At 51.1% G+C, this 16,086-nt stretch carries 12 protein-coding genes; 6 read left to right on the top strand and 6 right to left on the bottom strand.

The window, feature by feature from the left end; all coding sequences use genetic code 11:
• Positions 1–104 precede the first annotated feature (104 nt).
• Entirely contained in the window at positions 105–902 is a 798-nt protein-coding gene (tcdA, locus tag TK45_RS01690) for a tRNA cyclic N6-threonylcarbamoyladenosine(37) synthase TcdA (RefSeq protein WP_131256886.1), read from the top strand.
• On the opposite strand, the gene TK45_RS01685 is transcribed toward tcdA, so the two are convergent.
• The 5 genes from TK45_RS01685 to recC are packed head-to-tail and all read right to left on the bottom strand — an operon-like array spanning position 885 to position 11,651.
• Complete coding sequence (locus tag TK45_RS01685; protein ID WP_165490673.1) at positions 885–2,495, bottom strand: aminotransferase class V-fold PLP-dependent enzyme; 1,611 nt, start codon at positions 2,493–2,495, stop codon at positions 885–887. The genes tcdA and TK45_RS01685 overlap by 18 nt on opposite strands.
• Positions 2,496–2,511: 16 nt before the next feature.
• Complete coding sequence (locus TK45_RS01680; protein WP_131256884.1) at positions 2,512–3,036, bottom strand: GNAT family N-acetyltransferase; 525 nt, start codon at positions 3,034–3,036, stop codon at positions 2,512–2,514.
• A gap of 4 nt (positions 3,037–3,040) precedes the next feature.
• On the bottom strand, positions 3,041–4,864 hold the full coding sequence (gene recD / locus TK45_RS01675; protein WP_131256883.1) for an exodeoxyribonuclease V subunit alpha: 1,824 nt from the start codon (positions 4,862–4,864) through the stop codon (positions 3,041–3,043).
• The gene (gene recB / locus TK45_RS01670) at positions 4,858–8,337 is read right to left on the bottom strand and encodes an exodeoxyribonuclease V subunit beta (RefSeq protein ID WP_131256882.1); all 3,480 of its coding nucleotides are present in this window, start codon (positions 8,335–8,337) and stop codon (positions 4,858–4,860) included. The genes recD and recB overlap by 7 nt, the downstream gene beginning before the upstream one ends.
• Positions 8,337–11,651, bottom strand: coding sequence for an exodeoxyribonuclease V subunit gamma (gene recC, locus TK45_RS01665; protein WP_131256881.1), 3,315 nt, complete (start codon positions 11,649–11,651; stop codon positions 8,337–8,339). The genes recB and recC overlap by 1 nt, the downstream gene beginning before the upstream one ends.
• Positions 11,652–11,745: 94 nt before the next feature.
• Between recC and xthA the strand changes: the two genes are divergently transcribed.
• Both xthA and TK45_RS01655 read left to right on the top strand, forming a co-directional pair.
• Positions 11,746–12,549 (top strand): exodeoxyribonuclease III, encoded by an 804-nt coding sequence (xthA, locus tag TK45_RS01660; RefSeq protein ID WP_131256880.1) that lies wholly within the window; start codon positions 11,746–11,748, stop codon positions 12,547–12,549.
• 95 nt (positions 12,550–12,644) lie between these two features.
• Complete coding sequence (locus TK45_RS01655; protein WP_131256879.1) at positions 12,645–12,986, top strand: hypothetical protein; 342 nt, start codon at positions 12,645–12,647, stop codon at positions 12,984–12,986.
• Between the two features lie 14 nt (positions 12,987–13,000).
• Here the strand turns inward: TK45_RS01655 and yfbV are convergent, their stop codons facing one another.
• Positions 13,001–13,444: a terminus macrodomain insulation protein YfbV gene (yfbV, locus tag TK45_RS01650; protein WP_131256878.1), complete on the bottom strand. Its 444-nt coding sequence runs from the start codon at positions 13,442–13,444 to the stop codon at positions 13,001–13,003.
• A gap of 207 nt (positions 13,445–13,651) precedes the next feature.
• Between yfbV and trxB the strand changes: the two genes are divergently transcribed.
• The 3 genes from trxB to TK45_RS01635 are packed head-to-tail and all read left to right on the top strand — an operon-like array spanning position 13,652 to position 16,050.
• The gene (trxB, locus tag TK45_RS01645; protein ID WP_131256877.1) at positions 13,652–14,602 is read left to right on the top strand and encodes a thioredoxin-disulfide reductase; all 951 of its coding nucleotides are present in this window, start codon (positions 13,652–13,654) and stop codon (positions 14,600–14,602) included.
• A gap of 45 nt (positions 14,603–14,647) precedes the next feature.
• Positions 14,648–15,358: a leucyl/phenylalanyl-tRNA--protein transferase gene (gene aat / locus TK45_RS01640; protein ID WP_131256876.1), complete on the top strand. Its 711-nt coding sequence runs from the start codon at positions 14,648–14,650 to the stop codon at positions 15,356–15,358.
• Entirely contained in the window at positions 15,355–16,050 is a 696-nt protein-coding gene (locus tag TK45_RS01635) for an arginyltransferase (RefSeq protein ID WP_131256875.1), read from the top strand. Before aat ends, TK45_RS01635 begins: the two co-directional genes overlap by 4 nt.
• The last annotated feature ends 36 nt before the right edge of the window (positions 16,051–16,086 follow it).

Below are 16,086 nucleotides of genomic sequence, written 5' to 3'. Positions count from 1 at the left end.
GCATGCAGTCTAACGAAAAATCCTCTTCGTTGGATCAGATTTTGACAACCTCGACGAACGCAGCAGCCATGATATACTTCGCGCCCGAAATTGAGGTAACAAGAATGCAGTTTGAACAACGCTTCGGCGGCACACAGCGTCTATATGGCAAACAGGCCACTACAGCCTTTGCAAAGGCGCATGTGGCAGTGATCGGTATAGGTGGTGTCGGTAGTTGGGTGGCAGAGGCACTGGCGCGTACCGCCATCGGCCAGATTACCCTGATTGATTTGGATGACATTTGCGTCACCAATACCAATCGGCAGATCCATGCGATGCACAGCACGGTTGGACAAGACAAAACCGAGGCGATGGCTGCCAGAATTGCTTTGATCAATCCGGATTGCCATGTGAACTGTATCGAGGATTTTGTCACGCCGGATAATGTCGCCTCGCACCTTTCTGTCAGTCAGGGGTTTGATTATGTGGTTGACGCAACAGACAGCATCAGCGCCAAAATTGCGATTATTCTGCACTGCAAACGTCACAAGATCCCCTTGATTACCATCGGCGGAGCCGGCGGACAAAAAGATCCTACACAAATTCAGGTCGCCGATCTGACCAAAACTATTCAGGATCCTCTGGCGGCAAAATTACGCAATCGCCTGCGTCAGCAACATGGGTTTAGTAAAAATCCCGCGCGTAAATTCGGAATTGATTGTGTGTTTTCAACCGAACAACTGACTTATCCGGCCGCTGATGGCGAAACCTGTAGTAGCAAAGCCGGACTCAGTGGCAGTACTAAGCTGGATTGCAACAGTGGGTTTGGCGCGGCGGTGGTGGTTACTGCCACTTTCGGTTTTGTCGCTGTTGCCCGCGTTCTGGAAAAGCTCCAGCGCCGCGCCTCAGCTCAGCCCGGATAAGGTTTTCAGGCGTTCGATAACGGCGCGCAGACCATTTTGTCGGCTTTGTGACAGAAAGTGTGCCACCCCGAGTTCATGCAGATAGGCATCGACGTCAAATTCATTGATCGCCTCGCGGGGCTGCTGTTGCAGGGGCAGTAAAATCACCATCAGCAAGCCCCGAATGATCTTGCTCGGCGAGTCAGCCTGAAACTGCCAACGGCCGCTGCGCTCTGCCGCCAGCAGGTATACCGGACTTTCACACCCTTCTATCAGGCTGTCAGGGCTTTGTTGCTCTGTGGGGATCTTGGGCAACTGCTTACCGAGTAACATAATCTGCCGGTATTTATTCTCCCACCCCTTGGCGCTGCGCAGTTCATCTAACTCTGGCAACTGTGCAGTGGGTAGCGCCATATCGTCGTCTTCGATAGTCAACGCCCTGTCCAGCGCACTGAAAAAGCGTTCAACGTCCTGACGGTTGTTATACGCAGCGACTGACAAGCGCACCAATCCATCGCTGTGTAACGCATCGTGCAGCACCATGGCGCAGTGTTTACCCGTCCTGACACAAATATTTTGCGCATCCAGCGCCAACGCCAGATCCTGCGGATGTAACTGAGCAGATTTGAACAATATCAGCGGCACACCGTCGGTATCTTCCCCTACCAGCTCAATGCCTGCTCGCGCACTTAATCCCTGACGCAAATCACGATAAATTTGCTGTTCATGGGCAAATATCGCGTCTGTTAAATTATCTCTGCACCAGGCAATCGCCGCGCCCAGGCCCAATACCGCACTGATATTCGGCGTGCCGGCCTCATATTTTAGTGGCATCGGTTGAAATTCACTGTGGGACTTAGCAACCTGCTGAACCATCTCACCGCCGCTGCGATATACAGCAGCATCGTCCAATAATCCCTCGCGAGCATACAACACGCCCACCCCGGTCGGTCCATACAACTTATGCCCACTGAACAGATAGGCGTCACAATCCATGGCCTGCACATCAACCTGACAATGGGCAATCGCCTGCGCGCCATCGACAATGCATAGCGCCCCCACTGCATGGATCTTTGCCACCAGCGTCTTTATCGGCGCATAGGCTCCCAACGTATTGGATGCATGGGCAAAACACACCAGTCGCGTGCGTTGGCTTAACAGCGAGTCCAGCTGTTGCCACTGAATAGCACCATGCTTATCAACCGGGATCCAGCGGAGCACCAATCCCAGCTTGTGTGCCAGTTGTTGCCAGGGAACCAAATTGGCGTGGTGTTCCGCTTCAGTCAGGATAATCTCATCACCCGCTTTGAGCCTGCTCGACAGCGCCTGTGCGAGTAAATTAAACCCGTCGGTGGTACCGTAGGTAAACACGATTTGACGCGCTGACGGCGCATTGATGTATGTCGCGACATCCGAGCGCACTTGTTCAAAACGATCGGTTAACTGACTCGCCAGGCGATAACCTGAACGATGCACATTGACCTTTGCGCGGATGTAATAGTCAGTGATCGCATCCACGACCGTCTGCGGCACCTGTGCGGTGGCTGCACTGTCAAAATACACCAGTTCGGGATGCTGGCGGAAAAACGGAAACTGAGTACGTAAATGAGACATAGTGGCGAAACAAAGCTTAACTGGGGTAGATCTTGCCATGTAAGCTATACAGGTTACAGCGCTTAATGTGCTGACCGACAGATAAATAGCCGTTAAAAGCGAATCCTAGTGACGTTACTACATTAATAGATGCCTGATTGTCCCGATCAATCATCGCCAGTAAATGCGGCTGCTGTAGGCGATTAATTGCGTAGTCGACAACCGCGCCGACCGCCTCGCTGGCCAACCCCATACCGCGCCATTCAGGCAGTAACGCATAACCCACATCCGGATAGCTCAGGTAAGGCCGCTGTAGTAATCCGGCCAGGCCGAGAACCTCGTCGCTCGCCTTATCCACCAACGCCCACAATCCAAAGCCATATTCTGCGTAGGACGCTTGCGGCCCGCTGTGAATATAGGCCAATGCATCCGCCTCGCAGGTAAAACCTTTATCACCAATAAACTGGATGCAGACCGGATCAGTGAACAGACGAAAAATGGCCGCGGCATCCTGATCACGCACATCGCGAACCTGCATACGCTCAGTCGTAAAATGCAACATAACTTTAATTTCCTGTTTCTGAGTCCGCTGCCAGGCGATCTGACAAACCCGAGGTGCGGGCACATTGCTGTTCAAGACACATACCCAGCGGCGCCTTAGCAGCGAATAAACTAAAACGCTGTTTAGCGCGCGTAACGCCTGTGTACAACATTTCACGGTTTAAGCCCTTAAACAGGGTTTGTTCATCGGCGCCCGGCAACACCATCAACACGTGGTCAAACTCTGACCCCTGACTTTTATGCACTGTCATCGCGTACAGACTTTCCACCGCCGGAATACGGCCAGGCAAAATACCTCTTAACTGATTGCCGGCATCCATAAACCACACTTTCAACAGGCCCTGATCTGTCGCATCTGGCCAGACAATACCGATATCACCGTTATACACGCCCACACTATGGTCATTTTGTGTCACCATTAACGCGCGCCCGGGGTAAAATCCATCAGTCCGGCCAATTAATCCCTGTTGCATCAGGCGCTGTTCAATCGCCTGGTTCAGTGCCTCCGTACCAAACCGGCCACGTCGTGTCGCGCACAGTAACTGGTTGGCAGACAAGACGCGAAATGCCCGGCAAATATCATCCTGCGCTAACGCATCAAAATAGCCTTGTAACGACGTACAGCATTGGCTGACCAGTTGTTCTGTTGTGGGGTTAGAATCCCAGCTCAATTGCTGTGGAAAATCCTCAAAACAGGCCAGGCTGGCGGGTAAATCCTGTGCCAGTACCTGACGGGCAAGACGCCCTACTCCGCCAGCTGCATCGAACCGGTGACTTTTCTGCAGGACCACCAGATTATTCTGAATGCGGGACAGTGTGCCGAAAGCGGGTAATTCAACCGCACAAATTGCTGATATCTGCGCAGCAAAATCCGCGTTAAAGCGGGTTTCTCCCTCGCTAAAGGCGCACAAATCGGCCAGTACTGAGCCTACTTCGACGGACGCTAATTGCTGCTGATCACCGAGTAAAATAACCTGTGCCTCGGCAGGCAACGCTTCAAACAACTTACTCATCAGTGGCAAGTCCACCATCGATGCTTCATCAACCACCAGCAGGTCGATATTCAGTGGGTTGTCGCTGTGGTGATTAAAACCAGTCCGACCCGGTATGGAGCCCAGCAAGCGGTGAATCGTGGTAGTTTTTGCATGCAGACCCGCGCGAAAATCTGCTGGCAATTTTTCCAGCGCCCCTGCAATGGACTCACTCAGGCGCGCCGCCGCTTTGCCGGTGGGTGCGGCCAGCGCAATATTCAGTGGCCGATTAACCGTGCCCGCCAACCGGCTAAGTAACGCCAGCAGGCGGGTAACCGTGGTCGTTTTGCCTGTACCGGGGCCACCGGTGATAATACTGAATTTATTTAACGCGGCACTGGCCACCGCGATTTTCTGCCAATCCAGTTCAACAGATGGCGCAAATAATTCATCCAATAATGGCTTAATTTGCTCTGCTGACCAGCCGGTTACCTGACCGGCACGTATACGAATCGCGTTACTCAACGACTGCTCATACTGCCAGTAACGGCGTAAATACAGACGGCCGTTATCCAATACCAGTGGCCTGGTCTGTGCTGGCAGACCAATCCAGTGGCTCTGTTCACAAATCCTGTCTGGCATCTGACTGAAGCTGAATAGCGGCGCAAACGGCTGGCCAATTTCCTGCAAAATCACGCAGGTTTGCTGGCGACTGACCTGATGGCTAACCCAGGCTGCCAAAAGCCCGGCATCCAATGATTCTCCGGCTTCCAGAAAATTACGTGCCAGTGCAGAATCCAAAGACGAAATCACGCCCTGCTCCAGCAGCGTTGCTATGATGGGGTGCTGAACTAACATGTCACCGCCTTACCACTGAATAAATGGTCCAGGCTTTCTATCAGCGCGTACGGCGGTTTGAAATGTACGATACCCTGCCCCTCTTGCGCCGGATGCATCCCGCGGATAAACAGATACAACGCACCACCATGGTGAGTCTGGTAATCATAATCGGCGAGATGCAAACGCAAATGGCGATGCAAAGCCACGCAGTACAACACCGCCTGCAGATAATAATCATGAGATTGCATTGCCTGATGGCAATGGCCTGCATCATAGTCCTCAAAACGCTCGCCAAGATGATTAGACTTATAATCCGCCACGTAATAACGTCCCTGATAGCAAAATGTCAGGTCAATAAACCCCTTTAACATGCCCTGTAATTGCTCAAACTGATATTGCGGAAAGGTAAGTTCCGTGTTGTCACGTAAACACTGATTAAATTGCCGCGCGGAAACACCTTTGAGTGGAATATGGAACTCCATTTCAGCCAGATAATCTGCCGCAGATAAGTGCTGAAGTGCGCAGCCAACGCCCAATGGTGTCGCCAGCACCTCAGCCAGCCACTGCGCCACGCCGGTTTGCTCGGTAATACCGAAAAACGTCGCCTGTTCAGCCACTACCGAGTCCAGTTGTTGAGGCTGATTAAACGGACAATGTTCAAATACCGCATGTAAAAATGATCCGGCCTGCGCCCCTTTGACAAAACGAAAGCGGGTAAGCTCACTTTGTGCAATCGCCGCTGGCAGATGCGATTGGGTTTGCCCTTCGTCCCACCCCGGCTGATCACCATGTAAGTCGGCATGGCTCGTTTGTCGCGCCAATGCAGAATAGCTGGTTAACATCCAACGGCGCTTTATTGGCGCGCTTAAGGTGGCACAGCGATAGGTTTGCTGCTGCGCTTGCGGCGGTACAAATACATCAGGAGGTTGTGGGATCGTGATGACGTCAATTTGTGCCGGGCATTGTTGATGCCAGGCAGCCAGTGCCTGACTTAGTCGGCTGGCCTGACTGGTATCGCCAATCAATTGTTCCATCTGCAACAAATAGCCAATTGCCGTGTCTTGCAGGCCACTTTGTTTACCACTGATTGCCATGTCCACCAGACCGATACACAGCAGATGCTCCGCACGGGTCAGACCGACATACAGCAAACGAATATCTTCTGCGAGGCGCTCCTGATCAGCCTGCACTTTGGCTTTTTCATCACTTGCGTCCTTATACACCAACTGCGTGTCCTGGTGATGTAGCCCATCTCTGGCTTTTTTAACCCGGGTTACGAAGGGCATAAACACCAATGGATATTGCAGACCTTTACTGCGGTGTATTGTCACGATTTGCACCAGATTCGCATCGCTTTCCAGCCGCAGTTGCTGTATTTCGTTATCAGGTTCGGGGTGATGAATTGCATCCAGCAGGTATTGCACTAATTGGTGCATCCCATGCAGTTGCTGAGACTTTTCCTGTAACAGTTCAGCAAGATGACGAAAATCGGTAATTACCCGCTCTGGCTGGGGATCAAAGCGAATAATCCGGCTATATAAGCCCAGCGCCTGCTCAATGTGCATCAGGGCATGCATAATCCCGTGGGATGCCCACAAGTGGTTCGCGTGCCAAAACGTATCGGCCATTCGCTGCCACGCCAGATCATTTAGAAGCAGGCCATCCAGTTCCTCTGCGCTATATCCCAGCCAGGGACTGGCCACCGCAGAACGTAAAAAGTAATCATTACCCGGCTCCAACAGCGCCTGAATCAACAGCAACATCTGCTCGGCGCTGACCGATGCAAACACGCTGTTTCGCCCCATAAATACGCTGCTGATATTCACGTCGGTTAGCGCCTTGCGAATACTGGCAGCCTCCGTGCGATCGCGAACCAGAACGCAGCAATCACCCGCCTGCAGTGCCCGACCGTCTATGAGTGCCTCTCCCTGCTGCCCCCAGTTTAACCAGCGCGCAATCCGCAAGGCACACTCCCTCGCCATTAACTCCCGCGCAGTGCCTTCTGGCTGGGTTTCAGCCTCATCGGCCAGCAAGACTTCCAGTGCAGTATCGGCATTTATCGGTGCCTGCCAGCGTGGCGTTTTACCGGCCTCGGCAGGCTGAAATGGGATCTGCTGTTGCATAAAACTGTTGTGACGCAGCGCAAACAACCCATTTACCACCTCTACAACCTGACGCCGCGAGCGATAGTTAGTTCCCAGAGTAAATTGGCGCTCGACCGGCACTAACTGCTTTACATGCAGATAGGTGAAAATATCCGCGCCACGGAATGCATAAATCGCCTGTTTGGGATCGCCGATCATAATTAACCCACCCGCATCCCGGTAAATCTGATTAAAAATCCCAAATTGCTGTGGATCGGTGTCCTGAAACTCATCAATCAGCGCCACAGGATATTGTTGCAATAATGCCGCACACAAGGCGGGATTTGCCTGAACCGCAGCATACACCTTAGCTAGCAAATCATCACTGGACTGCACCTGACGCACTTCCTTTTCCGCGGCGAGGCGCTGCTTTATGACCGCAACAGCCTGCTGCAAAATACCGTAGTACGCTTCCTGCTGGTACCGCTGCAAGGTACGATTCGCCGCTTCAAAACAGCCAAGACTAAAATCCTCAGGCAGCGTTGAACTTTTGGTTGTTGCCCCCGCCAACTTGTCATCGTTCAGGTTTTCAAATGCATTGATAAGCCAGGGGTCTTGCCACCGTCGCGCCTCCAATAGGGAGCTCAGTGTCGCAATATTTTCCGCCTTGCCGAGCCAACGGCCTTTGTGTAATCCGGCCTTTAATAACGTGCCCGCCATATCCATGTTTTGCCAACGCATAGCGGCCTGCAACATCGCGTCGGTATAGTCCTGCTCCGCCTCACTTAATCCGCCGGGCATTGCGGGGTAATCGATCAGCGCGGCACGGCTTAGAATCAGCCGCACTTCGCGCATTAATTTATCCAGCGAGCCCCAGACCTTACTCACCTGTTCAAATTGCCCTGCGGGTAAGGTCACGATGTGACAACGCCAGAAATCCTCGATGGCGCGCTGCAACAACGGCGTTTCGTCCAGAATCAAACTCAATCCAAAGCCGCTGTTGCTATCAAAGGCATACTCACTGAGTATCCGTTGACACAACCCGTGAATGGTAAAAATTGCCGCGTCATCCATACAGCGCAGCGCCAGATAAAGTCGGCGTATATCTGTGTCAATGTCTTCACTGGCGCTGATCAGTGCCTGAATAAAGTCATCATCTGACTCACCCAGTAAAAACGCCTGATGGGCGCTATAAATGCGCGCCCGAATACGTTGTCGCAGCTCAGCGGTGGCGGCATTGGTAAAAGTTACTAAAAGAATCTGTTCGGTAGTTAGTGGATCGCAGCCACGGCCAAGTAGCAGACGCAAATACAGGTTGGCAATGGTATAGGTTTTACCGGTACCGGCACTGGCTTCAATCAGTGACATGCCATTAAGCGGCAATTGATAACTGTTTAAGATCTGCATCAGTTACCCTCCATATTCGCCAGCACGGGTTGTAAAATTACCTCGGCATTAGTCACAAAGACGTCAAACTGGGTAGATAAATCCGGACAAATGCGACGATTATTGATGTCCTGTCCTTCTCCCCCGGATGCTTTGTCGGACGGCTCCCTGCTGTATTCAGCAATGCAACTCTCACGATCTCCTCTGCGCAAATACAGCTCAGCCGTATCCGGAAAAAACAGCAGCGGTTGACGTTGCGCATCCTGATAAAGTGTCAGTAAGTCAGCCAGATGTTGCTGCGCCTGGTCGGCGCTTAAACGGCGCAGTGTGACGGTATAAATCGGTTTATTGCCGTTTTTGGGGCGACACACCAGTCGAGCCTCTGAGAGTAACGCGTTACTCGCACAAAGAGCCAGCCATTCGACCCACAAGCCAAGTATATAGCGGGTTTTATACCTACCACTGTGCCAGTGCAGCAACACATTACCATAGACTCGATTGACCACCCCAGTCAGCTTCATTGGCTGAGTATTCACCGCGATATTATAGCGTTGTGGACGCTGTCCATTGACCCAATCTCGGATAGTGGTGGCCATATCACGACATTGTTGCCAAAGAGTATCGAACGTCACTCTGGCCCCGCTTCCTGTACTCAAATTTCCGCTGGCACGTAACAACTCAAACGTCTTATCTATGTCATCATCGCCACTGACATAGCGGCTGATGATGGCATCACGTAACTGGTATTTTTCCAATCCATCCAGATCAAATGGCTCAGTTTCTTTCAGCGCATCCCGTGACTGGGTAAAACGCACCATCCAACGCTGGCGTAAAAAATATCGCGCAGGCCGGGTTATAAAATCAATCAACTGGGCAAGGTCAATCTCACTCACCGGCTCAATCTGCGGCAAAGGTGACATACAAAAAGCATTGTCCTGCTGCCGCGGAACATCCAACAACTGTAAATAGCGGCTTTGAAAAGACTGCGGACGCTGAGCCTGAAAATACGCTGGATTAAACGGCTGTAGCGGGTGGCGGGTGTGCAAATGAGCCAACAGGTTTTGTTCCGTTGTCTTTGCTGCAAGTCCCAACTGGCCTTCAAGCGCGAAGGTTTGTAAACAATATTCCAGTAATTCACTTACCAGCGAGGAAGGATTCAACTCACTGTTATCACGCTGATGATTACCCACATAGCTGATATATAAACCCTGTCGTGCTGACAGCAGCGCCTCTAAGAACAGATATCTATCATCCACCCGCCTGTTACGATCACCTTTGCGGGCCGGCGATTTGGCCACAAGATCAAAGCCGATTGGCCGGGTTTGACGCGGATAGGCCTGATCATTCATGCCCAACAAACACACCTGCTTAAATGGCACACTGCGCATCGGCATCAGCGTACAGAAATTTACCGCGCCGGCTAAAAAGCGCTGGCCGACCCCTTTCGACTGCAGCTGTTCAGTCAGCGCACTGGCAAACACAAACTGCGATATATCGACACTGGCGTTTTCTGATTGCTGCGCCAGTTCACCCAATGCACGCTGCAGCTGTGCAACATAGGGTGCATCATCATCATCCAGCAGATAGAAACGGGCAAGCAGCTCCTGTGCCTGTAGAACGTGTCCGGCTAAATTTCGCGGCGTCTGTTGTAAAAGCAATAAATCGGTTAGCGCATCGATAAACTCCAGCAATTTACCCAGCGCCTGCACGCTTTGCCCTTCTAGCTCTGGATAAGGCGCTATGGGATTTTCAGCCTCAAACACCAGCTCATGGGCTCCTGTGCAATATCCCAGCAACAGACGTTTTAAACCAAACAACCAGGTATTTTGAGTTTCAGGCGGCAAATTAAAGCGTGCTTTATCGTCACCATCTAATCCCCAGCGCACACCGGCTTCAGCGCACCAGTGAACCAATTGCAGATGTTCCGCCGGGCTAAGTTGGAATTGGCGTAAAATTGCCGGTACCGCCAGCATGTCCATCACATCTGACAGGCTCAGGCGCTCTGGCAGCAAATTATTCAGTTGATTAAAACTTATCAGTAACGGTGACTCTTCCGCTGCATTCCGGTCTGCAATCGCATAGGGTATGCGCAAATGGCTATCTGCGGCACCAAAGATCGCGTCGATATAGGGCGCATAGGCTGCCACATCAGGCATCATAACGATCACATCGCCCGGCGTTAATTGCCCCTGTTCGAACAGACTCAACAGGCGATCCTGCAGAATCTCCAATTCGCGCACCGGCGAATGACAGGCATGCAGTTGCAGGGAAAGATCATCGCTGGCAATTTCAAGCTTTGGAGCCAGTTCACCATTGCCAAATAGTTCCTGCGCCGACAGATGGCCTCCCACATTACGTTGGGTTAACTGCAAAACGTCCTGTTGTAGCCTGACCAACAGGCTGGTAGCCGGCTCGCTGTAGAATAGGTCTGCTTGCTGTGGCTCTGCGGCTAACAGCATGCTGAGAAAGTCACGCCCAAGCTTGCCCATGCTGGCCAACAGTGGATTACCCACTTCAAATAATTCAGCATGCGCTGCCATTTCGGCTTTCAGTTGTAATTTCGCGGCTTGTTTTTGATCGACAATATCAGCCCAATATTCCTGACAGGGATTAAACCAGAAAAAATACACTTCGCTGTGCTGCGCGATGGCTTGCAGCAACTGTAATTGAGTAGGGGCAAGGGCCGAAATGCCAAATACAAACAGTTGTGCAGGCAGCCGTCCCGCAGCAGACTCGCTCTTCAGCGTCTCTAACAAGGCCAGATGCAACGTACTGCGGTGCAACGTACTTTGCCCCAACGCGGTGGTTTTATGCAGTAATTCGTTCCACAAACCAGCCTGCCACTGTTGCGTGTCCTTATCACTTATCTCCGCAACTGTTTCGCCTTGCTCCCAGGCATGCAGCCAATCAGGACGGTACATCAGGTAATGGTCAAAAACGTCGGCGATTTTCTGGCTCAGCTGGTAACACTTCAGGCCGGTGTGATCGTCCAGTAAATAGTCACCTAATTGCGGATAGCGGGATGCCCCGCCATCGGCACATAACATTTCCAGTAATTTCCAGTGCATGGCGCTTTTGTTCAGCGCGGTTTCTCTGGGTACATCGGGTAAAAACGTCTGATAGAGCCCCCAAATGTAAGATGACGGCAAAGGAAACGTCAGATTTGCGGCAATCCCCAAGGTGTCGGCCACCTGCAATTTTAACCACTGCGCCATGCCCGGGCTTTGTACCAGAATCGGTTGGCTCTGCAGGACAGGTAATTGGCTATTGCGCAACACCTCACATAAGGTTTGCGCCAGCACTTCCATTTTGTTTGACTGAATCAGGTGTAGCATTTTTTATCCCTGTACACCGATGAACCAAATCCACCGGGGTAAAAATGCTAACAATTTGCTACCATGCTGCCAAACAAAAAAGACGGACAATTCGATGAAGTTTATTTCTTTTAATATCAATGGTATCCGCGCCAGATTGCATCAACTGCAGGCATTGATTGATAAGCATCAACCTGACGTAATTGGGTTACAGGAAATCAAAGTACATGACGAGCAATTCCCGCTCGCCGATGTCGAAGCAATGGGCTATCACGTGGTGTACTTCGGCCAGAAAAGTCATTACGGGGTGGCGTTATTATCCAAACAGGCGCCGCAGGACGTGCATTATGGATTCCCAGGCGATGATGCAGAAGCCCAGCGCCGCATGATCATGGCAACCTATACATTGCCAGATGGCCAGTCAGTGCGGGTTCTCAATGGATATTTCCCACAGGGTGAAAGCCGCGATCATGCCACCAAATTTCCGGCCAAAGAAAAGTTTTATGCTGATCTGATGGGCTATCTGGCTGGCCACTCAGAGGACGACAACATTTTGGTGATGGGTGATATGAATATCTCACATCAGGATTGTGATATTGGCATCGGCGAGCCAAATCGCCTGCGCTGGCTGAAGACCGGCAAATGCAGTTTTCTACCCGAAGAGCGTGAATGGTTGAATACGCTGCTGGGCTGGGGATTACACGACAGCTGGCGCAGCTTAAATCCAGACAACAGCGAAACCTACAGCTGGTTTGACTATCGTTCCAAAGGATTTGATGACAATCGTGGTCTGCGTATTGACCTGATTCTTGCCAGTAGCGCCTTACATAGTCGCCTGCAGGATGCTGGCATTGATTACGAATTGCGTGGTATCGACAAACCCTCTGACCACGCGCCGATCTGGGCTACCTACCTGTAATACCCTATTGTGCGGCGTCAGCCGCACATTTTTTCTACAAATTGCTAAACCTTTGTGCAGATTTGTCGATAACTTGTGCAGAGGAGGAGAGGGTTATGAGCTTTTCAGTAAGTTACAATGCAGCAGATTCATACGCTTCAGCGCATGATTTAAGTGCGTTGCAGCCTACTATCAGTAAACCTTTGGCGGAGTCAGAGCTTAAGCCACAGGCCAATGCACAAGAGGCAAAGCAACTAACAAAAATCGATAAAGCTGAGGTCTCAACACCCGTTAGCAACAAATCTATGTCGCTGGATGTAAACAGTCCTGATTATAAGATTAAAGTGATGGTTGAACGGGAAATTGGCGATCACCGGCAACAAACGGTGCTGAATTTTTACAAACGCGGTACCGATCCCGAGTCGCACCAGGGACTCGCCATGGATACCAAGGCCTGAGCCACGCCAGTTTTTTAAAACCAGTGTTCGGTGAATGCCTTATCCATGTGGTTAAACGCCCGGTCCAATAACTGGGCAAGTTCACGATATCTCGGCTGACCGTTGTTGGCCGAGAACTCCCCCGCCCCGCGCATTTTCTGCTTAATCTGATAAAACCAGTTCCGAGTTGCCGGAGGCAGTGGTTGACGCGCACGCACACCGAGCCAAATCAGGCCTTGCACCGGCAGTGACAGCACAAACGCCGCAACAGCCAGCATAGGTACCAGCGCATCGATACCGGCAAACAGGTATTGCGCCACCAGTAAACTTACCGCGATAGGCGGAGCAATCTTAATAGAGAAGCGGGTTGCACTGATGATCCTACACTCAGGAAACATCGCATACAGCTCACGCCGTACCGGCCAGATGTCCATATAATCCTGTCCTTCACGAAGAATACTGGATTGTGGATGCGTCATAATTTACCTCTTATTCAGGCCTATAAGCCTACCTGCTCTGACACGGTTGCGCCAATACTCAGACAAATAAATTTGTCTTTACGTTCCTGTATCGGCAAACGAGCAGTTTTATTGTAAAGCCGCTTGAAAACTTTATAATCACGCCCATCTTACTGCGACAGCTTTATTTTTAACGGGGCGATTAACCCGTTTTTTTCGGAGATTTTCATGGCAGAAACCAGACATTGCCGCCTGCTGATTTTAGGCTCAGGCCCGGCAGGATATACCGCAGCAGTCTATGCAGCGCGTGCCAACCTTAATCCTGTATTGCTTACCGGTATTCAACAAGGTGGTCAGTTAACCACGACCACCGAAGTTGAAAACTGGCCGGGTGATCCTGAGGGCCTGACCGGTCCGGATTTAATGGTTCGCATGCAGCAACATGCAGAGAAATTTAATACAGAAATTATCTTTGACCATATCCACACCACAGATTTAATCCAGCGTCCTTTCACCCTGACAGGCGACAACGGTACTTACACGTGTGACGCGCTGATTATTGCCACGGGTGCATCGGCTAAATACCTGGGTATGGAAAGCGAACAAGCCTTTATGGGCAGAGGCGTTTCGGCCTGTGCTACCTGTGATGGATTCTTTTACCGTAATCAAAAAGTGGCGGTAATTGGTGGCGGCAATACTGCGGTAGAAGAAGCCTTATATCTGTCTAACATCGCTTCCGAAGTCCATGTTATTCACCGTCGCGACTCATTCCGTAGTGAAAAGATCCTGGCTGACCGCCTGCTTGCCAAAGCAGCTAATGGCAACGTAGTGCTGCATTTAAACAGCACGCTGGATGAAGTCCTTGGAGATGAAATGGGTGTCACTCAGGTCCGTATTAAAGATACCCAGACCGATGAAACCAAGGTGCTGGATGTGGCCGGTTTGTTCGTCGCCATTGGCCATAAGCCGAATACTGACATTTTTGCTGGTCAGTTAGATATGAAAGATGGCTATATCAAGATTCAGTCCGGCCTGGAAGGTAATGCAACGCAAACCTCTGTACCTGGTGTATTTGCGGCAGGCGACGTGTGCGATCATATTTATCGTCAGGCGATTACTTCTGCCGGTACCGGCTGTATGGCCGCCCTGGATGCAGAAAAATATCTGGACTCCCTGTAATCTGTCCTCTACAAAAGGCCTCATTGTGAGGCCTTTTTTGTTGCTATGCGCATAACTCTGCCACAACTTGCCCAAAACACACTGGACTTCCCCCCCTTGAGCTCAGCGCTGGCATCTCCGGATGGTTTGCTGGCGTTTGGCGGTGATCTGTCCCCTTCCCGACTCATGCGTGCGTATCAGTCCGGTATCTTTCCATGGTTTAGTCCGGGAGAGCCGATTTTATGGTGGTCACCATCCCGGCGCATGATATTACCGGCTAACGATTTCCATGTATCCAGATCCCTGCGCAAGCACCTGCGCCGAATGAACTGGCGCGTGACCCTCAACCAGGCTTTCGAACAAGTGATTGAGACGTGCGCGACCATCAACCGTCAGGATCAGGGAACCTGGATCACTGACGAGATGATTGACGCCTATAAAGCACTGCACCAGATGGGCGCCGCGCATAGCATCGAAGTGTGGGAGCAACAGCAACTGATTGGCGGGCTATACGGCGTCGCACCGGGCGCTGTATTTTGCGGTGAGTCCATGTTCCATTATCGCAGTAACGCGTCAAAAGTTGCTTTTTACGCGCTGACAACTCTGCTTCAGCGACTGCCCGATGCCTTTATCGATTGCCAGATGCATACCGACCATTTAGCCTCGTTAGGGGCGTTCGAAATATCACGCACGGACTTTGCACAGCGTTTACATGACGCATTAGTCGTACCTACCCCGGACAACTTTTGGCATCCAAGGACATTACTTCATCCATGAAATTTGGTATCACACAAGATTTTCCCTGCAGCTACCTGAATGAACAGCGTGAGCGGCTTTTGATGTTGATAGAGCCTGAACCAGATAACCAGCTGTACACGCAATTAATGCAGGTGGGTTTCCGCCGTAGCGGCGATCAATTATATCGCCCCCATTGCGATAATTGTTCGGCCTGTAAATCCCTGCGGGTGAACGTGAATCTGTTTGAGCCGGATAAACACCAGCGCAGGGTAATCAATAAAAACAACGATTTGAGCGTGGTAGTACAACGAACCGAACAAGCTGATTATTACCCGCTGTATGAAACCTACATTAACACCCGTCACCAACAAGGCAGTATGTATCCGGCCAACCGGGCGCAATTCGCATCATTTCTGGGTCACGGATTTGAAAATCAGTGTTTTATCGAACTGCGGTTAGAAGAACGACTCATTGCTGTGGCAATAACCGACGAATTACAAGATGGCTTATCAGCAGTGTATACCTTCTTCGACCCGGATATGACGGGCCGTTCACTAGGAAGCGCGAGTATCCTGTTCCAGATCCAGATTACCCGGGCATTGGGCCTGCCCTATTTGTATCTTGGCTACCAAATCGATGACTGCAGCAAAATGAATTACAAAGCAAAGTTTTTGCCACACGAGCAGTTTTTTAACGACAAATGGGTCGAATTTACAAAAAAACACGCGTAGCGCTTTACAGCGCGGCTCATATTGGGCAAAATCTGC

The organism is Bowmanella sp. JS7-9, from assembly GCF_004329715.1.
Taxonomy (GTDB): domain Bacteria; phylum Pseudomonadota; class Gammaproteobacteria; order Enterobacterales; family Alteromonadaceae; genus Pseudobowmanella; species Pseudobowmanella zhangzhouensis.
This window is presented reverse-complemented; position numbering and strand designations above follow the sequence as displayed.

Excerpts from the sequence above, each read along its gene's own strand:
- tcdA (WP_131256886.1), top strand. The coding sequence starts at position 105 with ATGCAGTTTGAACAACGCTTCGGCGGCACACAGCGTCTATATGGCAAA.
- TK45_RS01685 (WP_165490673.1), bottom strand. The coding sequence starts at position 2,495 with ATGTCTCATTTACGTACTCAGTTTCCGTTTTTCCGCCAGCATCCCGAA.
- TK45_RS01680 (WP_131256884.1), bottom strand. The coding sequence starts at position 3,036 with ATGTTGCATTTTACGACTGAGCGTATGCAGGTTCGCGATGTGCGTGAT.
- recD (WP_131256883.1), bottom strand. The coding sequence starts at position 4,864 with ATGTTAGTTCAGCACCCCATCATAGCAACGCTGCTGGAGCAGGGCGTG.
- recB (WP_131256882.1), bottom strand. The coding sequence starts at position 8,337 with ATGCAGATCTTAAACAGTTATCAATTGCCGCTTAATGGCATGTCACTG.
- recC (WP_131256881.1), bottom strand. The coding sequence starts at position 11,651 with ATGCTACACCTGATTCAGTCAAACAAAATGGAAGTGCTGGCGCAAACC.
- xthA (WP_131256880.1), top strand. The coding sequence starts at position 11,746 with ATGAAGTTTATTTCTTTTAATATCAATGGTATCCGCGCCAGATTGCAT.
- TK45_RS01655 (WP_131256879.1), top strand. The coding sequence starts at position 12,645 with ATGAGCTTTTCAGTAAGTTACAATGCAGCAGATTCATACGCTTCAGCG.
- yfbV (WP_131256878.1), bottom strand. The coding sequence starts at position 13,444 with ATGACGCATCCACAATCCAGTATTCTTCGTGAAGGACAGGATTATATG.
- trxB (WP_131256877.1), top strand. The coding sequence starts at position 13,652 with ATGGCAGAAACCAGACATTGCCGCCTGCTGATTTTAGGCTCAGGCCCG.
- aat (WP_131256876.1), top strand. The coding sequence starts at position 14,648 with ATGCGCATAACTCTGCCACAACTTGCCCAAAACACACTGGACTTCCCC.
- TK45_RS01635 (WP_131256875.1), top strand. The coding sequence starts at position 15,355 with ATGAAATTTGGTATCACACAAGATTTTCCCTGCAGCTACCTGAATGAA.